This window comes from Saccharothrix sp. NRRL B-16314 (assembly GCF_000716595.1).
Lineage (GTDB): Bacteria > Actinomycetota > Actinomycetes > Mycobacteriales > Pseudonocardiaceae > Actinosynnema.
Genome location: NZ_JNXC01000015.1, coordinates 1 through 19,422 on the forward strand (window position 1 = coordinate 1; position 19,422 = coordinate 19,422).

Genomic DNA, 19,422 nt, shown 5'->3' on the forward strand with positions numbered 1-19,422 from the left:
TGTGTATAAGAGACAGCACCCACCCACCGGCCGGCGCGGCCTGCCCACCGCCGACCCGTCGACCGGCGCGAGCCACCCATCGCCTCTTGCGAACCGGGCGGTCTTGACGGGCTCCGCCCAGCCCGGTTCTGCTCGGGGGTGTCCGGCTCCGGGCCGGCCGTGCCGAGCGCCGGCGGTCCGCTCGACCTGGGGCGACTCCCGTCAGCCGCAGCCCCGCCGTTGTCCGCAGGCCACCGGTCGCGCCCGCTGTCGACCGGCCAGCCCATCGTGCCTACCGGCCACGTGTCTACCGGCCATCGTGTCTACCCGACAGCGCCTACTCCACAGCGGCTACCCGCAGCGTCTTCCCACCCGGCTACCTGCAGCGCTCAGCCGACAGTGCCGGTGGCCAGGAGTCCGCCATCCACCCGCACGGTCCCGCCGGTGATCCACTCGGCCTCGTCGGAAGCCAGGAACGCCACCAGCCGGGCGACGTCCTCCGGCGTGCCGAGCCGCTTCATCGGATAACCGGCCGCCGCCTCCTCCTCCCGCCCCGTGTACAGCGCCTCCGCGAAACGCGTCTTCACCACCGCCGGCGCGACCGCGTTCACCCGCACCTTCGGCCCGAGCTGCCACGCCAACTCCTCCGTCAACCGGATCAGCGCCGCCTTGCTCGCCCCGTACGCCGCGATCACGCCGGTCGACCGGAGCCCACCCACCGAAGCGATGTTCACCACCGCCCCACCGTGCTCCTGCATCCACGCCTTCCACGCCAGCTGCACGAACCCCAGCGCGGCCACCACGTTCACGTCGAAGATCTTCCGCACCGCGTCCAGGTCCGCATCCATCAACGACCCGAACACGGGGTTGATACCGGCGTTGTTCACCAGCACGTCCAGCCGCCCGAACCGCTCCATGGTCCGCTCGACGGCCTCCGCCCGGTCGTCGGCGCGGCCCGCGTTGCCCGGCACCGCCAACACTCGATCGGGTGATACGCCCGCGGTGGAGGCCAAGGTGGCCGCTGCCTCCGTCACCGCCTCCGCCTTGCGCGCGGTGATCGTGACGGATGCTCCGCGCGACAGCAGCTCCGCCGCGATGCCGTGGCCGATACCCCGACTGGCGCCCGTGACCAGGGCCGCCTTGCCCGTGAAGTCCGAAGTCATAGCGGGCAATGTATGCCGGTGGTATGCCGGTGGACACACACCGTCAATCCGGTGGCGTCCACCCAGTAGACTGATCCCGTGGTCATCCTGCTCGAGTAGTCCCGCGCTCAGCCGCGCCGTTGACCTCGCATGACCACACCACGGAGTAAAACTTGATCACCGCAACCGATGTCGAGTTGCGCGCGGGTTCGCGCATCCTGCTGTCCGGCGCCACCCTGCGCGTCCAGGCGGGCGACCGGATCGGCCTCGTCGGCCGCAACGGCGCCGGCAAGACCACTTCCCTCCGCGTCCTCGCGGGCGAGGGCCAGCCGTACGCGGGCGACGTGCGTCGTTCCGGTGAGCTCGGCTACCTGCCCCAGGACCCGCGCGAAGGCGACCTTTCGGTCATCGCCAAGGACCGCGTGCTGTCCGCCCGAGGCCTGGACCAGCTGCTCCGCGACATGGAGAAGATGCAGTCCGCGATGGCGGAGCTGGTGGACGACGCCGAACTGCAGAGCGCCGTGCGCAAGTACGGCCGCCTCGAAGAGCGGTTCGCCGCCCTCGGCGGGTACGCGGCCGAGAGCGAAGCCGCCCGGATCTGCGCGAACCTGGGCCTCGCCGACCGCGTCCTGGCCCAGCCGCTGCGCACCCTGTCCGGCGGTCAGCGCCGCCGCGTCGAGCTGGCCCGCATCCTGTTCGCCGCGTCCGAGGGCGGCGTGGGTGCGAAGTCCAGCACGATCCTGCTGATCGACGAGCCGACGAACCACCTCGACGCGGACTCGATCGCGTGGCTGCGCGGGTTCCTCAAGTCCCACGAGGGCGGCCTGGTCGTGATCAGCCACGACGTCGAACTGCTCGACGACGTCGTCAACAAGGTGTGGTTCCTCGACGCGACGCGCGGCGAGGTCGACATCTACAACATGGGCTGGAAGAAGTACCTCGAAGCGCGTTCCGCCGACGAGAAGCGCCGTCGCCGTGAGCGCGCGAACGCCGAGAAGAAGGCCGGCGCCCTCATGGCGCAGGCGGACAAGATGCGCGCGAAGGCCACCAAGGCCGTCGCTGCGCAGAACATGGCCCGCCGCGCCGAGAAGCTGCTCTCCGGCCTGGAGGACACCCGCCAGGCGGACAAGGTCGCCAAGATCCGCTTCCCGCAGCCCGCCACGTGCGGCCGGACGCCGTTGACCGCGGAGGGCCTGAGCAAGTCGTACGGCTCGTTGGAGGTCTTCACCGGCGTCGACCTGGCCATCGACCGCGGTTCGCGGGTGGTCATCCTCGGCTTGAACGGTGCCGGCAAGACGACGTTGCTGCGGCTGATCGGCTCGATGGAGCGCCCCGACAGCGGTGAGGTCATCGCAGGTCACGGCCTCAAGCTGGGGTACTTCGCGCAGGAGCACGAGACGCTCGACCACGAGGCGACGGTCTGGCAGAACATCCGGCACGCCGCGCCCGACACGCCGGAGCAGCAGCTGCGGTCGCTGCTCGGCACGTTCCTGTTCAGCGGTGAGCAGCTGGAACAGCCCGCGGGCACGCTGTCGGGTGGCGAGAAGACCCGGTTGGCGCTGGCAGGGCTGGTGTCGAGCGCGGCGAACGTGCTGCTGCTGGACGAGCCGACCAACAACCTCGACCCGGCCAGCCGCGAGCAGGTGCTCGACGCGCTGCGCCGCTACGAGGGGGCCGTCGTGCTCGTCACGCACGACCCTGGTGCGGTGGAGGCCCTTGAGCCCGAGCGGGTGATCCTGCTCCCCGACGGGACCGAGGATCACTGGTCCCAGGAGTACCTGGAACTCGTGCAGTTGGCCTGAGCCAAGGGTTTCCGCTGCTCGGCCCCCAATGTGAGCTTTGATCGACTCTCCGTGATCGAACGACCGCTCGCCGATCTTTTCGCTTGATCACCTGGCGTTCTTGGTCTTCGTGTTCGATCATTGCGACGACAGGGGCTTTCAAGGCCCGACCTGCTGTCTACGGAAGGCGGGACAAGGTGGCTGACCTGAAGAAGGGCGCCCGGATCACCGGCGCCACGCGGGACAAGCTGGCCGCTGACCTGAAGAAGAAGTACGAAAAGGGCGCGAGCATCCGGGCGTTGGCCGAGTCCACCGGGCGCTCCTACGGCTTCGTGCACCGGGTGCTCAGCGAGTCCGGTGTGCAGCTGCGCGGTCGCGGTGGCGCCACCCGCACGAAGAAGAAGTAAGCTACCCTCCGGTAACTGCATGGTGTCGAGGAGAGACGACGCCTGACGAAACCCGGAGGTTCACGCATGTCGGCACCGACGACCATCGACGCCGGCCTGCTGGAACGCGGAGGCGTGCGGCTCGTCGTGGACGGACCGCGCGCGACGATCACGCTCGATCGTCCCGACGTGCTCAACGCACAGACGCCGTCGACCTGGGTGGCGTTGCGGACGATCGGTGAGCAGCTGGGCCCGGACGTCCGCGTGGTGGTCGTCCGGGGTTCCGGTCGTGCGTTCTCCGCGGGGCTGCACCGGCAGATGTTCACCGGCCCTCCGCTGGAGGGCGAGCCGGGCCTGGCGGAGATCGTGCGCCTGGGCCCTGTCGACGGTGCCGCGCGGATCGCGGACTTCCAGGAGGGCTTCCGCTGGCTGCGTGATCCCGATCGGGTGACGATCGCCGCGGTGCGCGGGCACGCCATCGGCGCGGGCTTCCAGCTCGCCCTCGCGTGCGACTTCCGCGTGGCCACCGACGACGTCAAGTTCCGCATGGCCGAGACGTCGCTCGGCCTGGTGCCCGACCTCGGCGGCACGCTGCCCCTGGTGCGGCTGGTCGGGTACTCCCGCGCGGCCGAGATCTGCCTGACCGGGCGGTGGGTGGACGCGGACGAGGCGGTGCGGATCGGCCTCGCCAACGCCGTGGTGCCCGAGGACGGGCTGGACGCGGCGGTGGACGACCTCGTCGCCCAGCTACTCCGGCCCCTGCCGGGCGCGGTGCGCGAGACGCTGGCGCTGCTGGCGTCGGCCGCGGACGGCGCGACCGAGCAGGAGCAGCTGCGGGTCGAACGCGAGGCCCAGCTCCGCCGGATCGCCGAGATCAGCGCCCTCGCCGCACCCCGGAACTGACCCGCGGGCGGTCTTCTCACGCGGTGGCGGGCTCCAGGACGACCACCGGGATCTGCCGCTCGGTGCGGGTCGCGTAGGTCGCGTAGGGCTTGTAGACCGCCACCAACCGTTCCCACAGCACCGCCCGCTCATCGCCCTCCGCAACGCGCGGACGGACCCGACGGCGTTCCCCGCCGGGCAGTTCCACCTCGGTGGTCTCCATCGCCGTCAGGTTGTGGAACCACGCCGGGTGGGTGTCCGTGCCGCCCTTCGACGCGACGACGACCAGCCGGGGCGCGTCGTCGAGGTAGATGAGCGGGTTGGTGCGGGACTGCCCTGACCTGCGGCCGACGTGGTCGAGCAGGAGCACGGGCGCGCCCAGGAACGTGCCGCCCACCTTGCCGCGGGTCTTGCGGAACACGAGCTCGTTGAAGCGCGCCAGCCGGCGCTGGAACTTCCAGTAGGCGGACGTGGAGACCGGTGGCTTCGGCATGCGTTCATGCTGACACCTGCCGGCAACTGTCGTCAACTGACAGAAGTCAGTGGGTGACTCTTGGCGGGCGCTGTCGACAACCCTTATCCTTCGCGCCGTGGACAAGCCCGGCCTGCGCGAGCGGAAGAAGCAGCGGACGCGTGAGGCGTTGATCGACGCGGCGTACGAGTTGTTCCGCGCCGACGGCTTCGACGCCACCACCGTCGACCGGATCGCCGAGGCGGTCGAGGTCTCGTCGCGGACCTTCTTCCGGTACTTCACCTCGAAGGAGGACGTCGCGCTCTCGCTCGCCGACGAGCAGATCACCGCGATGTTCGAGCAATTCTCCGCGCAACCGGCCGACGTGCCGGTGCTGACCGCGCTGCGACGGGCGGCGGTGGAGGTCGTGCGGGCCTACGAGGCCGAGGCGGGCGGCTCGGGCCAGGCCCGCTACCAGCACATGCAGGACCTGGTCTCGACCAGCCCGGCCCTGATGGCGGCGTGCGTCGAACGCAGCGCGACCAGGCTCGACGAGGCGGCCAGGCTGATCGGCGACCGGATGGGCGTCGACCCGGCGACCGACCCGCGCCCGTGCCTGGTGGCCGCGGTCGTGCTGTGCTCGGTGCGACCGGCGGTCAACGCGTGGCGCGCCGCCGGCCGTGACGGGCCGGACTCCGAGCTGATCGGGCAGGCGTTCGACCTGCTGTCGGCCGGCCTCGACCACCCGGCCGCCCGGAGCTAGTCCGACCTCCCACGCTGCGGCCAGGCCTGGCTGCGGTCACGATGCGCACCTGCGTGCGCGAAACGGGAACGCCACGTGCCCCGCCGGCGTTGCTGTCTGTCGTGGACGGTTCCTGGGGTTTGATGCGCAGCGCGATGCAGGCGTCGGACGCACCCGGCGGGGTGCGGCGCGGCACGTTCCGGCGGGTGTTGGCGTTCGCCCGACCGCACCGGCCGAAGTTGGTGGTGTTCCTGCTGCTCACGGTCGTGTCGGCGGTGCTCGCCGTGAGCACGCCGGTGCTCGCGGGGCGGGTGGTGGACGCGATCGTCGGCGGTCGGGGCGTGTCCGCGGTGGTGTGGCTCGCGGTGGCGATCGCGGGGATCGCGATCCTGGACGCGGCGCTCGGCCTGGTCGAGCGCTGGCAGTCGTCGCGGATCGGCGAAGGGCTGATCTTCGACCTGCGCCGCGCGGTGTACGAGCACGTGCAGCGCATGCCCGTGGCCTTCTTCACCCGCACTCGCACGGGTGCGCTGGTGAGCAGGCTGAACAACGACGTGATCGGCGCACAGCGAGCGTTCACCTCGACGTTGTCCGGCGTGGTCACCAACGTGATCCAGCTCGGGCTGTCGCTGGCCGTGATGTTCACCCTTTCGTGGCAGGTGACGGCTCTCGCCCTGCTGCTGCTCCCCGTCTTCATCCTGCCCGCGCGGCGGATGGGGAGTCGGATGGCGGACCTCCAGCGCGAGGCCGCGACGCTGAACGCCGGCATGACGACCCAGATGACGGAGCGGTTCTCCGCGCCGGGCGCGACGTTGGTGAAGTTGTTCGGCCGACCGGGCGCCGAGCTGGACGAGTTCGCCGACCGGGCCGCGCGCGTCCGCGACATCGGTGTCCGCACGGCGATGGCCACCCGGTGGTTCATGACCGGCCTCACCCTCGTGTCGGCGCTCGCCCAGGCCCTCGTCTACGGCCTCGGCGGCTACCTGGCGCTCACCGGCCACCTCGCCGCGGGCACGGTCGTGTCGCTCGCGCTGCTGCTGACCCGCCTGTACTCGCCGCTCACCGCGCTGGCCAACGCGCGGGTCGACGTGATGACCGCGCTGGTGTCGTTCGAGCGGGTCTTCGAGGTCCTGGACCTCAAGCCGATGATCGCCGAGCCCGAGCAGCCGCGCCGCGTGCCGGACGGGCCGGCGTCGGTGGAGTTCGAGGACGTGCGGTTCGGCTACCCGGCGGCGGACAAGGTGTCCCTCGCGTCGCTGGAGTCGGTGGCCACTTTGGACGCGCGCGGCGGCGAAGAGGTGTTGCACGGCATCAGCTTCCGGGCCGAACCGGGTCAGCTCGTGGCGCTCGTCGGGTCGTCGGGCGCGGGCAAGTCGACCATCGCCTCGCTCGTGCCGCGGCTGTACGACGTGGAGGGTGGCGCGGTTCGGCTGTCCGGTGTGGACGTCCGCGAGCTGTCGTCCGAATCGCTGCGCGGCGCGGTGGGCGTGGTGACGCAGGACGGCCACCTGTTCCACGACTCGATCCGGGCGAACCTGACGTACCCGCGACCGGAGGCCACCGAGGACGAGCTGTGGGACGCACTGCGCCGCGCCCGCCTCGAAGAGCTGGTCCGGTCGCTGCCCGACGGCCTCGAAACGGTGGTGGGGGAGCGCGGTTACCGGCTCTCCGGCGGCGAACGGCAGCGGCTGACCATCGCCCGCCTGCTGCTGGCCCGGCCGCGCGTGGTGATCCTCGACGAGGCGACCGCCCACCTCGACTCCGAGTCCGAGGCCGCGGTGCAGGTGGCGTTGACGGAGGCGTTGCGCGGCCGGACCGCGCTGGTGATCGCGCACCGGTTGTCCACGGTGCGGGCGGCGGACCAGATCCTGGTCGTCGAGGCCGGGCAGGTGGTGGAACGCGGGACGCACCCCGAACTCCTGGCGGCGGGTGGCCGCTACGCCGATCTGTACCACACGCAGTTCGACGAAGCGCCCACCCGAACAGGCGAGGCCCTGGAGGCCCCCGCCGCCGCCGTCTAGAGACCGTCTAAAGACCGCCGAGGAACGTGCCGGTGGCGGCCACCGCGGCCTTGGACGACCCGCCGTCCACCACCAGCACCGAGAACGCCAGGTCACCGCGGTAGCCGATGAACCACCCGTGCGAGCGGGTGCCGTCACCGAACTGGGCGGTTCCCGTCTTGCCGCGCACACCGCCGTAGCCGGCCAACTCGCGCGCCGTGCCGCCGGTGACGACGTCGCTCATCATCGACCGCAGCGACCCGGCGACCCCGCCGGGCAACGCGGGCGGCTGGACGCCTTCAGTCTCGATCTCCCGGATGAGCTGCGGAACCGGCGTGCGGCCGTTCGCGACCGTGGCCGCCACCAGGGCCATGCCGAACGGCGTCGTCCTGATCGTGCCCTGGCCGATGGCCGCCTCCACCTGCGCGGCACCCGGCGCGGGCTCCGGGATCCGGCCGGTGTTCGTGGTGACGCCCGCGACCGTGAAGTCCGACGTCAGCCCGAAGTACCCGGCGGCCTCCGGCAGCGCCGACGTGGGCAGGGTCGCCGCCAGCCGGCCGAAGCTCGTGTTGCACGACGCCGCGAACGCCCGGCGGAACGACACCGTGCCCAGCTCGAACGAGTCCTCGTTGGTGATCGTCCGGGTGCCGATGGTCTCCTTGCCGGGACACGCCACGGGCGTGTCGACGGTCGCCAGGCCACCGGTCATCGCCGCCGTGGCGGTGACGACCTTGAACGTCGAGCCGGGCTCGTAGTAGTCCACGAGCGCGGTCGGACGTGCCCTGCCGACGGCCCTGTTCTGCGCCACCGCCAGGATCTCTCCGGTCGACGGCTGGATCGCGACCACCATGGCCGCCTGCTCCAGCCCGTCGACCGCGGCCTCGGCGGCGGCCTGGACCTTCGGGTCGAGGGTGAGCGTCATCGACTGCTTGACGACGGCCTTCTGCTCCTGCAACACCGTCACGGGCGCGCCCGTCGCGTCCACCACGGCGACCTGCCAGCCCGGTGAACCGGCCAGCGACCCGACGGCCTGCACGATCGACCCGCTCACCGCGGGCGCGAAGTCCGGCGGCAGCGGCTGGCCGTTCCGGTCGAACAGGGCGCCGTCACCGGACGTCGTGGTGTAGGCCAGGCTCTGGCCCTCGGTGAGCTGCGGGTGCAGCACGGTCGGCGACCAGTGGACCCGCCAGTCGTCGCCCACCAGCACCATCTCGATCTTGACCGGGTACTTCAGCGGCACGCCGCCGGGCAGCGTCCACGTGACGTTCGCGTCGATCGAGGTGGTCGTGGTCCCCTCGGGGACCTGCGGGTTGCGGCCGAGCTGGAAGTGGATGTCCGCGCCCGGCATGCCTTGCCGCAGGCGGGTGATGACGGGAGCGGCCACCTCCGACGCGTCGGTGAACCCCGCCGCCCGCACCGAATGGTCGGACATGAGAGTGCTGGCGAACTGCTGTGCGACGGTGCCCGGTGGTACCCGGGTGGGCTTGGTCCCGGCCTCCGGTTCACCGCCCGACCACAGCACCATCACCCCCGTGACGATGATCCCGATTGTGGCGACGCCCCCGGCGGCCAGAACCCAGCGCTTCGTTCTCTTGTTCACGGATGAACCCCCTTGATCGGAGGCTAACGCGAACGTGTGGAGGATTCGTGAACGCTCAGCCGAGCTGCGGCACCCTCGTCTGGTACTTGCGGAGCAGGTCGGCGTTGGCGGTGTCGCCGCCCTCGACGTTCGCGCTGCGCCAGAGCGGCAGGGCCACGCCCGCCTCGGCGGCCTTGTCGAACAGCCGCACCATCAGCAGGTTCCACAGGAACGTGGTCGCTAGCGTGGACACGGCGGCGGTGACCGGGTTGCCCGCCGGGTAGGTGGCGTCACCGGGCGGGACCATGTTGTCCAGCACGACGGTGGCGTTCTCCGCGAGCGTCGTGCCCGCGCGGCGCGGTGCGAGCGCGCTCGCCGCGACCGACGTCACCGCGACCACGGGGCAGCCGGCGTCGGCCGCGAGCACCGCCAGTTCCACCGGGTACGGGTTCACGCCCGAGGTGGAGAACACGAACAGCACGTCGTGCGCCGCCAGGTGCGCTTCGCGCAGGACCTCCGCGGCGAGGCCGGAACGGCGTTCGGCGGACGTGCTGCTGACCGCGCCGTGCATCGGCAGCAGCTCCGGGTGGTAGACCGGGCGGACGCAGGCCAGGCCGCCCGCGCGGTAGAACGTCTCGGCGACGGCGGCCAGCGAGTGACCGGCTCCCGCGGTGAGCACCATGCCGTCCGCGCGCACGCTGGCGAGCACCAGTTCCGCGACGTCGTCCAGCGCTGCGGCGTTGTGCTGCTCCACCCTGGTCAGGTGGGTGCGCACGACGTCGCCGTAGTCGGAGTCGGTCACCGTCTCGATCGTCATGCGAACCCTCCAGTGGTCTATACCAACCTGTTGCACGCCAGTCCTACCGGATAGTCCCACCAGGTGCCAGGGTGTTGACGTTTGAACATCCATGATGTTCAGATGAACACCATGGATGTTGCTTGGCGGCACGAGAAGATCCTCCGACGCCTGCGGGGTGGCGAGCGGGTCGCCGTCGGCGTCCTGGCGGAGCTGGTGGGCGCCTCGGAGATGACCGTGCGGCGCGACCTCGACGTGCTGGAGCGGGAAGGGCTGCTGCGGCGCGTGCGCGGTGCGGCGGTCGGGATGCTGACGGGGGAGGAGACGCCCTACGCGGCACGGGCCCGTCAGCGGTTGGAGGCCAAGGGGCGGATCGGCGCGGCGGTCGCCGGGCTGCTGGACGACGGCGAGACGGTCGTCCTCGACGGCGGCAGCACCACGCTGGAGGTGGCGCGGCGGCTGACCGACCGGCGGTTGACCGTGCTGCCGTTGTCGCTGCACTCGGCCGATGCGCTGCGAGGTGCGGAGCAGGTGCGGCTGGTGCTGCCGGGCGGGGACATCCGGCCCGGTGAGCTGGCGTTCGTGGGACCGCTGACCGAGCACGCGTTCCAGGTGATGCGGTTCGACACGATGGTGCTCGGCAGTTGCGGCCTGAGCGCGCGCAACGGTGTCTCGGCGCACGACCTCGCCGAGGGCGCGGTGAAGAAGGCGGCCGTCGAGGCGTCGGCCCGGGTCGTGGCCGCGATCGACAGCTCGAAGTTCGGGCGGACCGCGTTCGGGCGGGTGTGCCCGGTGGAGGACCTCGACGTCCTGGTCACCGACTCGGACGCACCGGAGGACGAGGTGGCGCTGCTGCGGGAGGCCGGCGTGGAGGTGCGGCTTGTCTGACGTCGTGGTGCGGGCGACGGCGCGTCGGGCGCGGGTGGCGACGGCGATCGTGTTCGCCGTGCACGCCGCCGTGTTCGCCGCGTGGACGCCGCACATCCCGGCCGTGAAGGACCGGCTGGAGCTGAACGACGGAACGCTGGGGTTGACGCTGCTCGGCGCGCCGGTCGGTTCGGTGGTCGCGATGCTGCTGGTCGGCGGGTGGGTGGCGCGGTGGGGTAGCCGACGGGTCGTGCTGGGCATGTTCGTCGGGTACGGCCTGGCGTCGCCGCTGCTGGGTCTGGCGTGGGAACCGTGGGCCTTGTTCGTGGGGTTGGCGCTGTGGGGCGGGTTCCAGGGCGCGCTGGACGTGGCGATGAACTCGCAGGGCATCGCGGTCGAGCGCGGGTACGGCCGGCCGATCCTGTCGAGCTTCCACGCGTGGTGGAGCTTCGGCGGGTTCGTCGGGGTCGGCTTGGGCGCAGTGGCGATCACCGCGGGGCTGGACCTGACCACGCAGATGGTCGCGGTGACGGGACTGGTGGTGCTGCTCGCGTGGCCGTTGACCCGGGCGATGCTGGGTGACGACCACTCGGTGGACGAGCACCGGCTCGGGCTGCCGTGGCGGGACCGGAGGGTGTTGCTGCTGGGCGCGATCATGTTCGCCGGGCTGCTGTGCGAGGGCGCGGTGGGCGACTGGGCGGCGTTGTACCTGCGGGAGACCGTCGGGGTGCCGGCGGATCGCGCGGCGTGGGGCTACGCGGTGTTCGCGGCGCTGATGTTCGTGGGCCGGGTGATGGGCGACCGGTGGGTGGTGCGCTTCGGCGCGGCCCGGGTCGTCGGCGGCCTGGCGGCGGTCGGTGCGGTGGGCCTGGCGGTGGCGCTCGTGGTGGGGGAGTTCTGGCTCGCCCTGGTCGGGTTCGGCGCGTTCGGGTTGGGGTTGGCGTGCATCGTCCCCGTGGCGTTCAGCGCGGCGGCGGCGCAGTCCGACGCGCACGCCGCGCAGGCGATCGCGGGCGTGGCGACGGCGGGCTGGGCCGGGTTCCTGCTCGGACCGCCGCTGATCGGGCTGCTCTCGCACGCGAGTTCGCAGAGCTGGGCGCTGGCCGTGCTGCCGGTCCTGTGCCTGGGCGTCGTCCTGGGCGCCCGGTCGCTCGGCGGTCGACCGGCCGGCTGATCACGGTCGGACGTAGCGCGGTTCCACCGGTGGCAGGGGCTTCTCCGGCAGGTTGGCGTGCGCCTTCGACATGAAGTCGAACCACGTCCGCGCGGGCAGCGTGCCGCCGTAGATGTCGCCCTCCCCGCACAACCGCGGCGGTCCGGCGTTGACGCAGATGCCCGCCGGCGAGGTGCCGTCGTTGAACACCTGCACGGCACCGGCGTAGTCGGCGGTCGCACCCAGGAACGCCGCCGACTTGTACTCCTCCGTCGTCCCGGTCTTCCCCAACGCCGGCCGCGTCCACCCGTACTGCTTCGCCGCCGCCGCGGCCGTCCCCTGGCCCTGGTCGTCCTCGCTCAACCCGACGACCAAGGCGTTCGCCAACGCCTCCTCCACCGCCTGCTCGCACGGCGGCTCGGCCAGCTCGACCGGCTTCCCGTGCCGGTCCAGGATCTTGCCGACGGGCGACGGTTGGCACCACACCCCGCCCGACATCAGCGTCGCCGCGACGTTCGCCAGTTCCAGCGTGCTCGTCGGCGCGGGGCTCAGCGTGAACGACGCGTTCCCGGCCGACTTGAAGAACTCGGCCTGCGACACGCGCAGTTCCTTCTGCTTCGCCTTCTTGTCCGGCGGCACGCCGGCGATGTTCGTCACCATCGTTTCCCGCATGCCCAGCCGGGACGCCATGTCCACCACGGAGTCCAGCCCGACCTTCTCCTCCAGGATCACGAACGCAGTGTTCGGCGAGGTCGCCAACGCCTGCTTCAACGTCATCCGGGGCGGGTAGCTGGTGTTGTGGTTCCGCAGGCAGTACCAGTACGTGTACGGCTCACCGGTGCCCGGACACCCCGGCGCCCCACCGCGGAACACGTTCGAGGTGTACGAGAACGGTGAGTCGACGACCGTCTCGATCCCGTACCCCTTCTCCAACGCCGCCGCCGCCGTGAACACCTTGTAGACCGACCCCGCGCCGAACTTGTTCTCCACCGCCGTCGGCAGGTCGAACTGCGTCTGGAACTGCGCCTGGTCCAGCCCGTAGTCCCGGTTCGACACCACCGCCACGACCTCGTGCCGCTCCTTGCCCGGCTTCACGACCGCCGCCGTGTTCGCGATGCCCGGCGTCGACTTCGGCACCTGCGCCTCGGCCGCCACCTTCGCCTGCGCCGTGAACGCCCGGTCCAGGTTGGTCTGGATCGTGTAGCCGCCGATCTTCAGCTCGTTCAGCGTGTAACCGCTGCGGGTCAGGTGGTTCACCACGAACGAGCAGTAGAACCCGAAGTCCGGCCCGGCGCCGACGCACCCGGTGGCCAGCGGGCGCACGGGGGTGGCCAGCCCGAGCGGCGAGCGCTTGTGCACCTCGGCCTGCTCGGGGGACAGCTTGGCGTTCTCCACCATGAGGTCGATGACCATGTTCCGCCGCTCGATCGCCTTGTCCGGCCGGGCCTCCGGGTCGAGGAACGTCGGGCTGTTGACCAGACCGGCGAGCATCGCGGCCTGCGGCACGGTCAGCTTGTCCGGCGTGGTCTGGAAGTAGGCCTGCGACGCGGCGGCGATGCCGAAGATCGTGCCGCCGAACGGCACCACGTCCAGGTAGCGCGACAGGATCTCGTCCTTGCTCAGCTGGTTCTCCACGTGCATCGCGATCCGCGCCTCGCGCAGCTTGCGGGCGATCGTCTGCTCCTGGGCCTCCTTCTGCCCGGCGACGTTCTCGCGTTCCTGCACGTGCACCAAGTGGTTCTTGACGTACTGCTGCGTGATCGTCGACGCGCCCTGGGTCACGGCGCCCTCGGACTGGTTGCGGAACGCGGCCCGGAGGGTGGCCAGCCAGTCGACGCCCTTGTGCTCGTAGAACCGGCGGTCCTCGGCGGAGATCAGCGCGTCCTTCATGACCTGCGCGAGCTGGTCCGGCGGCGTCAGCACGCGGTACTGGTCGTAGAGGTAGGCGAACGGGACGCCGTCCTTGTCCGTGATGGTCGTCATCAGCGGTGGCGGCGTGTCGAGCAGGGTGACCGACGTGGCGGCGACGTGATCGCTCACCCGGTTCGAGATCAGGCCGGCCGTGCCGACGACCGGCATCGCCATTCCGGCGAGCAGCAGCCCGGCCACCAGGCAGAGGCCGGCGAGTTTGGCGAGGCACGCGGTTCGCATGGCCATTGACGTTACGCTCGGGCGACCAGCCGAAAAGGCCGGCAGAACCGGGTTCACTGTAACGTACGGATATTGGGGTCCGGACGTTTAACCCGGCTTTGTTCACCCGATCGTGGACGAATTCACGCAGCGTGAAAACGGTCGGAGTGGTCGGTGCGGGTGAACGCCGCGCTGGCGAGGTCGGCCGCGTGCCGCATGGCGGCGGCGTGCAGCGCGGTCAGCGACAGCGCGTCGGCCTCCGCCGCCGGGTCGCCGACCGCGGGCTCGAGGCGCGACTCGGCCGTCACGTAGACGACGCACTCGGCGGCCACGCTCAACCGGCGGGCGAGGAAGGCCACGGCCCTCATCAGCCGTTCCGCCTCCGCCTCGGTGATCGGCACGACCCGCGGCGGGTCGGCGTCGACCTCCGCGTCGAGGTCGCGCCGGCTCGCCTGGCACGCGAGGCCGCGGTCCCACAGCCCGGCCGCCTCGTGCAGCGATTCGATGAACGGCTCCCAATCCACTTTGGTCGAGGTCATGGTTTCCCACCTTCCGATGCGTCGCGCCCGAAGTCGCGCCGATAACGGAGTGCCCCCGAACGTGATCCTTAATGCCGGCATATCCCCGCTGAGGGGGAATTGATCACACCGGACCTGCGTCGGACGGTCACATCAGGTGCCGCGAACGGCACTCGCCGTCATTCAGTCGGGTGGAAACGACATCTTCGGGTTGTCCGGGTGCCGGTGGTGGTAGCCGTTCCCCAGAAGTCACGGCGCCCCGCCGGAGAACCGGCGGGGGAGGGAGGACGGTCCAATGCCGGCGCGATCGCAGAGGCTGCTGTCCCGGACGACCGCGTCCGCGTTGGTGCTCGCGTGCCTGGCGGTCGTGCACCCGCCGGCGACGGCCACCGGGCCGCCCGAGGGTTCCGCCTACGCGGGTTCGGAGATCGCCAAGCACGAGGGCTCCGCGCCGGTCGACCCGGCGGAGCTCCGGCTCGACGGCCCCACCGTCCCCGGCATCGACGTGAGCAGCCACCAGGGCGACGTGGACTGGCCGCACTGGTGGGGCCAGGGCGTGCGGTTCGCCTACGTCAAGGCGACCGAGGGCACCGGCTACCGCAACCCGAACTACGGGCAGCAGTACCACGGCTCGCGCCAGGTCGGCATGGTGCGCGGCGCGTACCACTTCGCGTTGCCGGACCGGTCCGACGGCGCAGCGCAGGCGAACTACTTCGTGGACAACGGCGGTGGTTGGACCGCCGACGCCGCGACGCTGCCGGGCGCCCTCGACGTCGAGTACAACCCGTACGGCGACGACAAGTGCTACGGCCTCGCACCGGAGGCGATGGTGGCCTGGATCAGCCAGTTCAGCGACACCTACCTCGCCCGCACCGGCCGCCGACCCGTGATCTACACGTCGACCCTGTGGTGGGACCAGTGCACCGGCCGCGTCGGTGACTTCACCGCCACGAACCCGGTCTGGGTGGCCCGCTACGCCGACAGCGTCGGCCCGCTCCCGCACCGCTGGTCGGTGCACTCCATCTGGCAGCACTCGTCGACCCCGATCGACCAGAACCTGTTCAACGGCACCATGGACGACCTCGTGGCGCTGGCCCGGGGCTGAGTCGTCCGGAACGGCGGCAAGCCATGCACATCGACAACTCCCAGGGCACCCCGCTCACCCGGGGCACCCCCTTCACCGTGCGGTGGCACGGCTACGACCGGAACGAGGTGGACGCGGAGTTGGCCCGCCTGCGGCGTGAGCTGGACGTGCTCAGGGTGGACCGGGACGCCGCGCTGGCGACCGCCGACGACCTGGTCCGGGAGCTGGAGGACGCGCGCAGCGAACTCGGCGAGTACCGGGTGCTGCACGCGGGCTACTCCAAGGACAACGCCGTGTCCGGCTGCATCCGGTACCTGATGCACGTGGCCCGGCAGAAGGCGGACGCGTTCGAGACCGACGCGCGGGAACGCAGCGAGCAGATGCTCAAGCGGGCCGAGGAGGTGGCGCGGCAGCAGGCCGTGCTGCTGGACGAGGCCGAGCAGGAGACGCAACGGCGGCTCGCCGAGGCCGAGCGGCGCGCCCGGACGATCGTGCAGCAGGCGACCGCCGAGGCGCGAGCCCTGCTGGCCGGTCACCTGGACGTGCCGGACCGGTGGACCGCCGAGACCGAGCCGGACCTGCCGCTGCCCCGCATCACCTCCGGCCCGCTGCCGGTCGTGCAGCCGGTCGTGCAGCCGGAGGTCGAGCCGCAACGCCCCACGTCGTCGGCCTGACGTGCCGCTCGGGGAACCGGCGCACCCGGGACGGTCGGCGCGGGTTCAGCGGGGGAGGTCCCCGCGGTGGTCCGCGCGGTAGTCGACATCGGCTCCGTCGGCGATGTCCTCGCACGGCACGTCGAGGGCGCTGTGCGCGCGCAGGTAATCCCGCGCGCCCGCGTCGCCGGTGGCCGCCGCGGACACCCTCGGCCAGTGCTCGGAGCCGATCAGCACGGGGTGGCCGGGCGCGCCATCGTACGACGCGCGTGCCAGCGCCGCGGGCGCCGCCAGCGCCCGGAACCGCTCAACCGCCGCCGCGGTGACGCCCGGGGTGTCCACCGGCAGCACGACGACCGCCGCGACGTCCGAGCCGGCCAGCGCCGCCAGGCCGGCGCGCAGCGACGACCCCATGCCGGTGGCCCACCCCGGGTTGTCCACCACGACGCAGCCGTCCAGCGCCGCCCGCGCGCGCACCGACGACGCCGAGGCGCCGAGCACGACGACGACAGGCGCGCACCCGGCGTCACGCAGCACGCCCGCCGCCCGGTCGACCCACAGCACGCCGCCGTGCGACACCAGCGCCTTGGGCCCGCCGAACCGTCGTCCGGCGCCCGCGGCGAGCAGCAACCCGGCGACGCTCATGGCCTAACCCTAGGGCGTTGTCACACCAGGGCCTGGTGTCCACTCAACTCCGCCCTGCCGGCCACGGACAGCTTGCGGTAGACCCTGGTGAGGTGTTGCTCGACCGTGCTCACGGTGATGTGCAACCGCACCGCGATCGCCCGGTTGCTGTGGCCACACGCGGCGAGGGTCGCGACCCTGCGCTCCGAGTAGGTCAACTCCGTCATGCACCAGAACACGTCCCGCGCCGCGCCGCGGTTCACTCATGGCGAGAGATGCTCCAAAAGGAGTGACGTGAGCACCTCGGGGGTCTCCTCCGGCACCCAGTGCGACACGTCCTCCAGCATCTCGAACCGGTACGGGCCGGTGACCCAGTCGCCGGTGGCCAACGCCGCCGTCGACCCGAACGCCACGTCGTCCGTGCCCCACACGTACATCGTGGGCACGGACACCTTCCCGGCCTTGCCGCCCGGCCGACCGGCGCGGTACCAGTTCAGGGCGGCGGTCAGCGCGCCCGGCTCGGACAGCCGCCGCACGTACTCGTCGACCCGGCTCGGCGGCACCCGCCACTCGAACATCTGCCGCAGCGCCGCGCCGTCGTCGGCCAGCATCCGCTTCTCGGTGTTGCTGTTGCGCCACTCGACCATGTACCCGGACCGCATGTGCTGGTCCTCGTCGGTGCGCAGGGCCTCGGCGAACGCGCCGGGGTGCGGCGTGGACACCACGGCCAGCTTCCGCAGCCGGTCCGGGTGCTCGGACGCGGTCCACCACGCCACCGCGCCGCCCCAGTCGTGGCCGACCAGGTCGAACCTCGACCAGCCGAACGAGTCCGCCACCGCCAGCACGTCGCCCACCAGCGCGTCCACGCCGTACTCGGCGGCGCGCTCCGGCCGGGCACCGGGGGAGTAGCCGCGCTGGTCGAACGCCACCGCCCGGAACCCCTCGCGACCCAGCACCGCCACCTGGTGCTCCCACTCCACGGCCGCCTCGGGGAAGCCGTGCAGCAGCAGCACCGGCCGACCGTCCTCCGGGCCCGCCGCGATCGCGTCGAAGTCGCCCTCGTCCGTCCGCACGCTGAGATGTCCGATCACCGTGATCTCCAGCTCCCTCCACCGGTCGACCCGCTCGGTGGTCATTCTCGCGCGCCGCCGCTCGCCGGAATCCCGTTGGTCGGGCCGGGGCGCCCGTGGTGACCCTGAACCGGCCGATCGCGCCGACCAGGGATCGACGCATGGCGCAGGGGAGTAGCCGATGAGCACGGCCGACCTGCCCCGTCCCGGCCAGGGGAGCCGGCCCGGTCTGCGGAACCCGCCGCGGTCCGCGTTCCGCGCGCGGAACGCCGAATCCCTGTTCCGCCGCGCCCTGCGCGAGGTCGACGGAGTGCTGGGCTACGCGGGCGTTCGGGCGGGCATCTGGGTGTTGGAGATCGGCGCCGGCTGGGGCGCGCCGGCCGTCCGGGTGGCCCGCAGTCGCGCGGGTGCACGGTGACCCGGCCGCCGACACCGGCCTCCTCCGCACGCCGCTCGATGCGGTCGGCGGTGAGTGCTTGCCGCACGACACCGTCCGTCCGCGCGATCGAGGAGGGCATGCGCGACCACTCCTCGCCGAGGGTCACCCGATCGCGTGAATTCGGCCTCGACTACGCCCGGACCCTCGGCGCTCGGGTTCGACGAGACGTTCCGGCGGAGGTGGAAGTCCCACCTCTACTCCGAAGCGGGGTTCCGGGTGGGCCACCAGGGTGTGTGCCAGTTCGCCATGGTGACGTAACCGGCAGCCGCCACTCGGCCGAACGGCTCATCCTCCGTCGCGCTCGGGTGCTGTTCCGCCACGCTCCGTCTTACCGTGGTCGGCTTTTCACCATTCCGGTATCAGGCGCCCTTCCCCGCGCTCTTCACCAATGAGCCGGGATGGCCGGAGGTTGACGAGCGTGAGGGAGGTCGCCGGATGGTGCAGCACGCATCCGTGCGAGCTGACGTCGAGGACGGCGCGGGCCGCAGCAACGCGGACCTGCCCGGTCGTCCCGGGGTCAGGCTGGTCGCGGTGGGGGACCCGGAGCGGATCACCGCCCGGTGGCCGGCCGAGGCCGACCTGTCCGAGCTGGTCGACGAGGCGCTGCTGGGTGACCAGCGCGCGATCGGCCAGGTGCTGGCGCGCATCCAGCCGCTGGTGCTGCGCTACTGCCGGGCGCGGGTCGGCTCGCGGGAACGCACGCTCGTCTCGGCCGAGGACATCGCCCAGGAGGTCTGCCTGGCGGTGGTGTCGGCGCTCGGCACGTACCGGTACGAGCCCAGCTCGTTCCTGGCGTTCGTGTACGGCATCGCCGCGCACAAGGTCGCCGACGCGCGAAGACGCGCGGTGCGCAGCCGGGCCGAGGTCGTGCCCGAGCTGCCCGACACGCCCGCCCTGGAGGACGGGCCGGAGCAGCGGGCCGTGACCGGCGAGATGATCGGGCACGTCACCCAGCTGCTGCGGAAGCTGCCCGAGCGGCAGCGCGAGATCCTGGTGCTCAGGATCGCGGTGGGTCTGTCGGCCGAGGAGACCGCGGCGGCCGTGGGTTCGACCGCCGGTGCGGTGCGCGTCGCGCAGCACCGGGCGCTGGCGAGGATGCGGGAGATGTTCGCCGCTGTGAACGGCTGACCGGACTGGCATCGTGGG

20 protein-coding genes are annotated in these 19,422 nt (G+C 71.7%); 11 read left to right on the forward strand and 9 right to left on the reverse strand.

The window, feature by feature from the left end:
* Nucleotides 1-368: 368 nt before the first annotated feature.
* Entirely contained in the window at nt 369-1,142 is a 774-nt protein-coding gene (locus tag OQ02_RS21495) for an SDR family oxidoreductase (RefSeq protein ID WP_033440332.1), read from the reverse strand.
* A gap of 152 nt (nt 1,143-1,294) precedes the next feature.
* On the opposite strand from OQ02_RS21495, the gene OQ02_RS21500 reads away from it, so the two are divergent.
* The 3 genes from OQ02_RS21500 (at nt 1,295) to OQ02_RS21510 (ending at nt 4,191) form a co-directional block, all read left to right on the forward strand.
* Complete coding sequence (locus OQ02_RS21500; RefSeq protein ID WP_033440333.1) at nt 1,295-2,923, forward strand: ABC-F family ATP-binding cassette domain-containing protein; 1,629 nt, start codon at nt 1,295-1,297, stop codon at nt 2,921-2,923.
* 176 nt (nt 2,924-3,099) lie between these two features.
* Nucleotides 3,100-3,309 (forward strand): helix-turn-helix domain-containing protein, encoded by a 210-nt coding sequence (locus OQ02_RS21505; protein ID WP_015103570.1) that lies wholly within the window; start codon nt 3,100-3,102, stop codon nt 3,307-3,309.
* Nucleotides 3,310-3,375: 66 nt separating this feature from the next.
* Complete coding sequence (locus tag OQ02_RS21510) at nt 3,376-4,191, forward strand: enoyl-CoA hydratase/isomerase family protein (RefSeq protein WP_033440334.1); 816 nt, start codon at nt 3,376-3,378, stop codon at nt 4,189-4,191.
* Nucleotides 4,192-4,207: 16 nt separating this feature from the next.
* Here OQ02_RS21510 and OQ02_RS21515 read toward each other — a convergent pair whose 3' ends face one another.
* Complete coding sequence (locus tag OQ02_RS21515) at nt 4,208-4,663, reverse strand: nitroreductase family deazaflavin-dependent oxidoreductase (RefSeq protein ID WP_033440335.1); 456 nt, start codon at nt 4,661-4,663, stop codon at nt 4,208-4,210.
* Nucleotides 4,664-4,760: 97 nt separating this feature from the next.
* On the opposite strand from OQ02_RS21515, the gene OQ02_RS21520 reads away from it, so the two are divergent.
* Together OQ02_RS21520 and OQ02_RS21525 are read left to right on the forward strand one after the other, a co-directional pair.
* Entirely contained in the window at nt 4,761-5,384 is a 624-nt protein-coding gene (locus tag OQ02_RS21520; protein ID WP_033440336.1) for a TetR family transcriptional regulator, read from the forward strand.
* 101 nt (nt 5,385-5,485) lie between these two features.
* Nucleotides 5,486-7,384, forward strand: coding sequence for an ABC transporter ATP-binding protein (locus OQ02_RS21525; protein WP_051772616.1), 1,899 nt, complete (start codon nt 5,486-5,488; stop codon nt 7,382-7,384).
* 7 nt (nt 7,385-7,391) lie between these two features.
* Here OQ02_RS21525 and OQ02_RS21530 read toward each other — a convergent pair whose 3' ends face one another.
* Together OQ02_RS21530 and OQ02_RS21535 are read right to left on the reverse strand one after the other, a co-directional pair.
* Nucleotides 7,392-8,963, reverse strand: a complete 1,572-nt coding sequence (locus OQ02_RS21530) for a penicillin-binding transpeptidase domain-containing protein (RefSeq protein WP_033440337.1) — start codon at nt 8,961-8,963, stop codon at nt 7,392-7,394.
* A 55-nt stretch (nt 8,964-9,018) separates the two neighbouring features.
* The gene (locus OQ02_RS21535; protein WP_156077191.1) at nt 9,019-9,759 is read right to left on the reverse strand and encodes an SIS domain-containing protein; all 741 of its coding nucleotides are present in this window, start codon (nt 9,757-9,759) and stop codon (nt 9,019-9,021) included.
* Nucleotides 9,760-9,861: 102 nt separating this feature from the next.
* On the opposite strand from OQ02_RS21535, the gene OQ02_RS21540 reads away from it, so the two are divergent.
* Nucleotides 9,862-10,626 (forward strand): DeoR/GlpR family DNA-binding transcription regulator, encoded by a 765-nt coding sequence (locus tag OQ02_RS21540; RefSeq protein ID WP_081915824.1) that lies wholly within the window; start codon nt 9,862-9,864, stop codon nt 10,624-10,626.
* A complete protein-coding gene (locus OQ02_RS21545; protein WP_033440338.1) occupies nt 10,619-11,779 on the forward strand; it encodes an MFS transporter in 1,161 nt (386 codons plus the stop codon). Before OQ02_RS21540 ends, OQ02_RS21545 begins: the two co-directional genes overlap by 8 nt.
* On the opposite strand, the gene OQ02_RS21550 is transcribed toward OQ02_RS21545, so the two are convergent.
* Nucleotides 11,780-13,915 carry a transglycosylase domain-containing protein gene (locus OQ02_RS21550; RefSeq protein ID WP_081915825.1) on the reverse strand — a complete coding sequence of 712 codons (2,136 nt, stop codon included), beginning with the start codon at nt 13,913-13,915 and terminating at the stop codon, nt 11,780-11,782.
* A 116-nt stretch (nt 13,916-14,031) separates the two neighbouring features.
* A complete protein-coding gene (locus OQ02_RS21555) occupies nt 14,032-14,427 on the reverse strand; it encodes a hypothetical protein (protein WP_033440340.1) in 396 nt (131 codons plus the stop codon).
* 274 nt (nt 14,428-14,701) lie between these two features.
* On the opposite strand from OQ02_RS21555, the gene OQ02_RS21560 reads away from it, so the two are divergent.
* Nucleotides 14,702-15,511 carry a lysozyme gene (locus OQ02_RS21560; RefSeq protein WP_033440341.1) on the forward strand — a complete coding sequence of 270 codons (810 nt, stop codon included), beginning with the start codon at nt 14,702-14,704 and terminating at the stop codon, nt 15,509-15,511.
* 23 nt (nt 15,512-15,534) lie between these two features.
* Nucleotides 15,535-16,164, forward strand: coding sequence for a DivIVA domain-containing protein (locus OQ02_RS21565; RefSeq protein WP_033440342.1), 630 nt, complete (start codon nt 15,535-15,537; stop codon nt 16,162-16,164).
* A gap of 45 nt (nt 16,165-16,209) precedes the next feature.
* Here the strand turns inward: OQ02_RS21565 and OQ02_RS21570 are convergent, their stop codons facing one another.
* From OQ02_RS21570 to OQ02_RS21580, 3 genes are read right to left on the reverse strand one after another with little or no spacing between them, the layout of a single operon-like run.
* Nucleotides 16,210-16,788, reverse strand: a complete 579-nt coding sequence (locus tag OQ02_RS21570) for a nucleotidyltransferase family protein (protein ID WP_033440343.1) — start codon at nt 16,786-16,788, stop codon at nt 16,210-16,212.
* Nucleotides 16,789-16,808: 20 nt separating this feature from the next.
* Complete coding sequence (locus OQ02_RS21575) at nt 16,809-16,994, reverse strand: helix-turn-helix domain-containing protein (protein ID WP_033440421.1); 186 nt, start codon at nt 16,992-16,994, stop codon at nt 16,809-16,811.
* Between the two features lie 36 nt (nt 16,995-17,030).
* On the reverse strand, nt 17,031-17,858 hold the full coding sequence (locus OQ02_RS21580; RefSeq protein WP_033440422.1) for an alpha/beta fold hydrolase: 828 nt from the start codon (nt 17,856-17,858) through the stop codon (nt 17,031-17,033).
* A gap of 160 nt (nt 17,859-18,018) precedes the next feature.
* Between OQ02_RS21580 and OQ02_RS45940 the strand changes: the two genes are divergently transcribed.
* On the forward strand, nt 18,019-18,255 hold the full coding sequence (locus OQ02_RS45940; protein WP_033440344.1) for a hypothetical protein: 237 nt from the start codon (nt 18,019-18,021) through the stop codon (nt 18,253-18,255).
* 459 nt (nt 18,256-18,714) lie between these two features.
* Nucleotides 18,715-19,404, forward strand: coding sequence for an RNA polymerase sigma factor ShbA (gene shbA, locus OQ02_RS21590; protein WP_442973670.1), 690 nt, complete (start codon nt 18,715-18,717; stop codon nt 19,402-19,404).
* The last annotated feature ends 18 nt before the right edge of the window (nt 19,405-19,422 follow it).